Annotated in this window: 4 protein-coding genes and 1 tRNA gene; 3 read left to right on the forward strand and 2 right to left on the reverse strand. The window is 67.4% G+C overall.

Translation table 11 applies throughout. The features are described 5' to 3' along the window. The 3 genes from ACFE7U_RS02175 to ACFE7U_RS02185 form a co-directional block, all read left to right on the forward strand. Window positions 1-1173 (forward strand): glycosyltransferase (locus tag ACFE7U_RS02175; RefSeq protein ID WP_375408088.1); only part of this gene is annotated, 1173 nt, incomplete at its 5' end. A 199-nt stretch (window positions 1174-1372) separates the two neighbouring features. After that, window positions 1373-2074 (forward strand): TerC family protein, encoded by a 702-nt coding sequence (locus tag ACFE7U_RS02180; RefSeq protein WP_375408089.1) that lies wholly within the window; start codon window positions 1373-1375, stop codon window positions 2072-2074. A 115-nt stretch (window positions 2075-2189) separates the two neighbouring features. Next, window positions 2190-3170: an NAD-dependent epimerase/dehydratase family protein gene (locus ACFE7U_RS02185; RefSeq protein ID WP_375408090.1), complete on the forward strand. Its 981-nt coding sequence runs from the start codon at window positions 2190-2192 to the stop codon at window positions 3168-3170. Between the two features lie 120 nt (window positions 3171-3290). On the opposite strand, the gene ACFE7U_RS02190 is transcribed toward ACFE7U_RS02185, so the two are convergent. Further along, a tRNA-Tyr gene (locus tag ACFE7U_RS02190) sits at window positions 3291-3374 on the reverse strand. A 55-nt stretch (window positions 3375-3429) separates the two neighbouring features. Further along, on the reverse strand, window positions 3430-5223 hold a 1794-nt coding region (gene recJ, locus ACFE7U_RS02195; RefSeq protein ID WP_375408091.1), incomplete at its 5' end, for a single-stranded-DNA-specific exonuclease RecJ.

The raw sequence follows: 5223 nt of genomic DNA on the forward strand, positions 1-5223 counted from the left end.
TATCTCAGCGAGGAGGAGGTCGATCAGATCTACGCCTCCGCGACAGTGGTCCTGTTCCCGAGCCACTACGAAGGTTTCGGGCTTCCCATCCTGCACGCATTGGCGCGCAACATACCGGTGGTCGCGCGCGACCTTCCCGTCTTCCGGGAGATCCGCGATCGGACCGAACGCGGGGCCAACATCCATCTATGCGAGAACACGCAGGCGGTGGTCGATCGCGCGTTGTCGTCGCCGGCCTGGAGGGTAGACCTCACCCATGTCGAGCAGGTGCAATCGTGGGATCGGGCCGCCACCGACCTCCATGAGGCGCTGATGGAGGCGAGATCGCGATTCGACGTACGCCACCTGAAGCGACGCCTCGACAGCATCGGCCTGTGCCGGGAATGGATCGATGCCGTCGAGGAGGCCGATGCCGCGTGGCTCGGTTCCGACCGTAGCCAGGCCCGTGTCCGCCGGGGCGATCCGGCGAAAGCGGGGCGGACAACCGGCCGGAAACGGAGCATCAAGTCCGTGTCGATGACCCTACTCCGGCGGGTCTCGTGGAACGCGGTTCGGCTTCGGCAGCGATTGCCGACCCCGCACGCGCGAAGCGCGGAGGATCACTTCGCCCTGGAAGGCCTTCTCCCCGAGGGAGAGCGGCTGACGCTCTCCTCCGCTCGGATCGATGACCTGCCGGGGGAACGCGAATGGGCCGTCATCTACGCGCGCGATCACCTCGATACCTTCTCGGTTCGCGATTTCTGCATCCGCCTTCTGGAGGTCAGCGACAAGCTCGCGGTGGGAGGGATCGTGTTCTTCTCGGTGAACGTCGCGGTTCGCCGTCAGACCCTGCCGATCAACGCGAGTTCACCGCAGGGCGTCGGCATCCTGTGTGCCAATGCCGGCCTGAAGGTCACGGCGATCGAAAGCGTGGGGTCCCGCATCCTGGTCGCCGCAACGAAAAGCCAGGCTTGGCTCGACGTCCCTCTGGACGGAGGCGACGACGAGCGCTTCGTGCGCGATCTCTACCAGGCCGCTTTCCGACGGGATTTGGACGAGTACGGCAAGGTCCATATCGGGCAGCTGAAGGCCGGCACCTCGCGGCACGCCCTGGCGAAGAAGCTGTTCAGCTCGGCCGAGCGCATCGGCGTGCTAACGCGAAAAGGATCGCGGGCGCGGTTCGGCAAGGTCTAGGCGTTCGGACCGATGATCGATTTCGGCCGAAGCGCCGCGTCGGTTCCGCAGGGTGGCCCGGCGGTCGCGTGCCGATCGACGATGCATTATGGTTCAATCTGGACCACTCTAACGGGGGCGGTCATTAGGTTGCCGACAGTCTTGAACGTGAGGTCGGTCCATGCTGACCCATAGCGGTTAACGTCGAAAGAGGTCGTCAATGGACTTTTCGAGCAGCCAATTTTGGCTTTCGGTTTTGCAGATCGTCTGGATCGACATCCTGCTTTCCGGCGACAATGCCGTCGTGATCGCGCTCGCCTGTCGCTCTTTGCCCGAGCACCAGCGCCGCACCGGCATCCTGCTCGGTGCAGGCACGGCCGTCGCATTGCGGATCGTCTTCGCGCTGATCGTGTCCTACCTGCTCGCCGTCCCGTTCCTGCGCATCCTCGGCGGCGTCCTCCTCATCTGGATCGCCGTCAAGCTCGTGAAGGGCGAGGACGAGGCGGAGCACAATGTGGGCGAGAGCGACACCCTCTGGCGCGCCGTTAAAACCATCGCCATCGCCGATGCGGTGATGAGCCTCGACAATGTCGTTGCGATCGCGGCCGCCTCGAAGGGGCATCCAGAGCTCTTCATCTTCGGCATGCTCCTCTCGATCCCCCTCATCGTGGCCGGCGCGTCCCTGATCTCCACGCTCATCAAGCGCTTCCCATTCGTGATCTGGGCCGGTGCCGCGCTACTCGGCTGGATCGCGGGCGAGATGATCATCACGGACCCGTTCCTCGCCAGTCACCTGACGGGCTACGAACAGACGGCGCATTATATCGCCGCTGTCGCCGGAGCGGTCTTGGTCGTTGGACTCGGATACATCCTCAGCCGCGGCCAACCGGCCGAAACGAAGGCGACCGAAAGAGTCATCTGAGGCTGAGGCGATCGGGGCATGGGCGAGGATCGGGACCGATGTTCCGGTCCTCGCAGGCCCGCCCCGGTCTCCGGAATGCTGTGCGATGTGACAGGAACTCGGGATCTAGCCAGCCATGGGTACCGTTCTGATCACCGGAGCAGCCGGTTTCATCGGTTCTCATGTCGCCGAAAACCTTCTGAAGCGCGGCGAACGCGTTCTCGGTATCGACAACTTCAATCATTATTACGATCCTGCGCTCAAAGAGGCACGCGCCGTCCGGCTCTCCGCGTATCGAGACTTCCGCCTCGTCCGGATGGACTTCGCCGATGCCGCGGCCTTCGCCGAGGAGATGAGACGGGAGGCCGTCGACCGCGTGGTCCATCTCGGTGCCCAGGCCGGCGTGCGCTACTCGATCGACAATCCCTTCGCCTACGAGCGATCGAACCTGGCCGGCCACCTCTCGGTCCTCGAAGCCTGCCGGCACGCCCCCGGGATCAGGCACCTCGTCTACGCATCCTCAAGCTCGGTCTATGGCGATCGACCCTCGTCCGGCGTCGCATTCAGCGAGGCGGACCGCGTCGACGAGCCGGTCTCGCTCTATGCGGCCACGAAGCGGGCCTGCGAGCTGATGAGCACCACCTACGGCCGATTGTACGGGATCCCGCAATCGGGCCTGCGCTTCTTTACGGTCTACGGTCCCGAGGGCCGCCCGGACATGGCCTACTACTCGTTTACCCGTAAGATCCTGGCCGGAGAGCCGATCGAGGTTTTCGGCGAGGGACGGATGAAACGCGACTTCACCTATATCGACGACGTCGTCGATGGTGTCGTCGGGGTTCTCGACCGCCCGCCCGAGCCGGGGATCAACCGGATTCTCAATATCGGCAACGACCGGCCCGAGATGCTGATGACCTTCATCGAGATCATCGAACGGGCGCTCGGTCGCGAGGCCATCAAGACGATGCGGCCGATGCAGCCAGGAGACGTGACGGAGACCTGGGCGGATATCTCGCGGATCCATGCCCTGACCGGTTACGCACCGAAGGTGCGCCTGGACGTCGGGCTGCCGCGCTTCGTCGAATGGTACCGGAGGTATGCGGTCGCGCAAGGATAGCCGGAGTCGGGTCCTTCCCCGTGCGCCTGGAGCGTCCGCGGACGGTGATCAGGGACTCTGCGCAACCACCGGATGCGTCAGCGGCTCTATCCGAACGGCGCAGGTGCGGCAGAGAAGGGTTGGTGGGGGAAGTAGGACTCGAACCTACGAAGCTTACGCAGCGGATTTACAGTCCGCCCCCTTTGCCGCTCGGGACATTCCCCCAACATCGCGTCCCTTGGGGTCGCGGCGGTCCTTATGGTGAGGGGGCGCGCAGGTGTCAACCGGATCCGGCACCCTCGCCGTGGCCAACCGAAGCAAGATCGCAGATCCGCAGCTGAGCTCGTTCCGCACCGCGCCAGCGATCGCATGTCAGGGTGCCGGCGACGTGAAATTCGCGGCCGATGCCGGACAGGAGCGCGAGCCCGATCGGCCCCTGCGAGGCGCGAAAGCAGATCGCGCCGATTGGCTGGCCGTCACGGCTGCGCAAGCGCGCCCGCACGTGCCCGTGCCCGACGATCCCGGCATCGACGACGCGGTGATGGGGCATGGCGAAGACGGGTTCGGGAGCACCCTGGCCGAAGGGGCCGGCGCGCCCGATGAGCCGGACCATCTCTGCGGTGGCCCCGCCGGCACTGACGGTCCCGTCGAGCAGGAGCGCCTCGACGGCCCTGGCCTCGGCGACTGCCCCGCCGAGCCGCCCGGCGAGGTGATCGCGAAAGCGCGTCAGATCCTGCTGGGCCACCGTCACGCCCGCCGCCATCGCGTGGCCGCCGCCCTTCGCCGCCATGCCGGCCTCCACGGCTTCGCGCACCGCCTGGCCCAGATCCGCACCGCCGACCGAGCGGCCCGAGCCGACGGCGCTGCCGTCCGGCTTCAGCGAGAAGGCGAAGGCCGGCCGGCCGAAGCGCTCCTTCAGGCGGGCCGCGATGAGGCCGACGATGCCGGGATGCCAATCGGCGGACCCGGCGACGAGGATCGGCTGATCGGGATCGTGGGTGAGGGCCCGGTCCATCTCGGCCTCGGCCTCCTGCACGGCATGCGCCTCGATGGCCTGTCGCTCGCGGTTGAGCCGGTCGAGTTCGGCCGCGATCCGGGCGGCCTCGGCGGGATCGTCGGTCAGCAGCAGGCGCGCGCCGAGGGAGGCATCGCCGATACGGCCGCCGGCATTGATGCGCGGTCCGACGAGATAGCCGAGATGCCAGGCCTCCGGAGGCTCGCTCAGGGCTGCCGCGTCGAGGAGAGCGGCGAGGCCGGGTCTGCCCCGTGCGCGCATCACCGCCAGCCCCTGGACCACGAAAGCGCGATTGAGCCCGCGCAGGGGGACGACATCGGCGACCGTCGCGAGCGCCACGAGGTCGAGCCCGTCCTGCAGGTTCGGCAGCCGCTCGGGCTGCATGCCGCTATCGCGCAGGCGCCGGTTGAGGGCCACGAGGGTCAGGAAGACCACGCCGGCCGCGCAGAGGTGGCCAAGGCCCGAGAGGTCGTCGAGGCGGTTTGGATTGACGATGGCGCAGGCCGGCGGCAGCTGTTCCGGGGCGCCGTGGTGATCGAGCACGATCACGTCGAGGCCGAGCGCTGCGGCGGCCGCAAGCGGCTCATGGCCTGCCGTGCCGCAATCGACGGTGACGAGGAGTGTCGCGCCCGCCTTCGCCAGCGCCGTGACGGCCAGGACGTTGGGGCCGTAGCCTTCCGTGATTCGATCCGGGATGTGGATGCGCGTGGTCACCCCGAAGGCCTGCAGGTAGCCTGCGAGCAGGCTGGCGCTCGCGGCCCCGTCGACGTCGTAGTCTCCGAAGATCGCCACGGTCTCGCCGGTCCTGCAAGCCCGCGCGAGGCGCTCGGCGGCGGCCTCCATGTCGACGAGGCAAGTGGGATCGGGCAGGAGATCGCGCAGGCGCGGCTGCAGGTAGGCCTGCGCCTCCGCCGGCTTGATGCCTCGGCTTGCCAGCACGCGGGCGAGCAGGTCCGGCAGGCCGTGCGCCTGCGTCATGGTCGCCGCATAGGCCTGGAGCGCCGCATCGGCGCAGCGGTCGCGCCAGGGGCGCCCCAGGATCGACGAGGTGACGCCGAG

Source organism: uncultured Methylobacterium sp. (genome assembly GCF_964251405.1).
Taxonomy (GTDB): Bacteria; Pseudomonadota; Alphaproteobacteria; order Rhizobiales; family Beijerinckiaceae; genus Methylobacterium.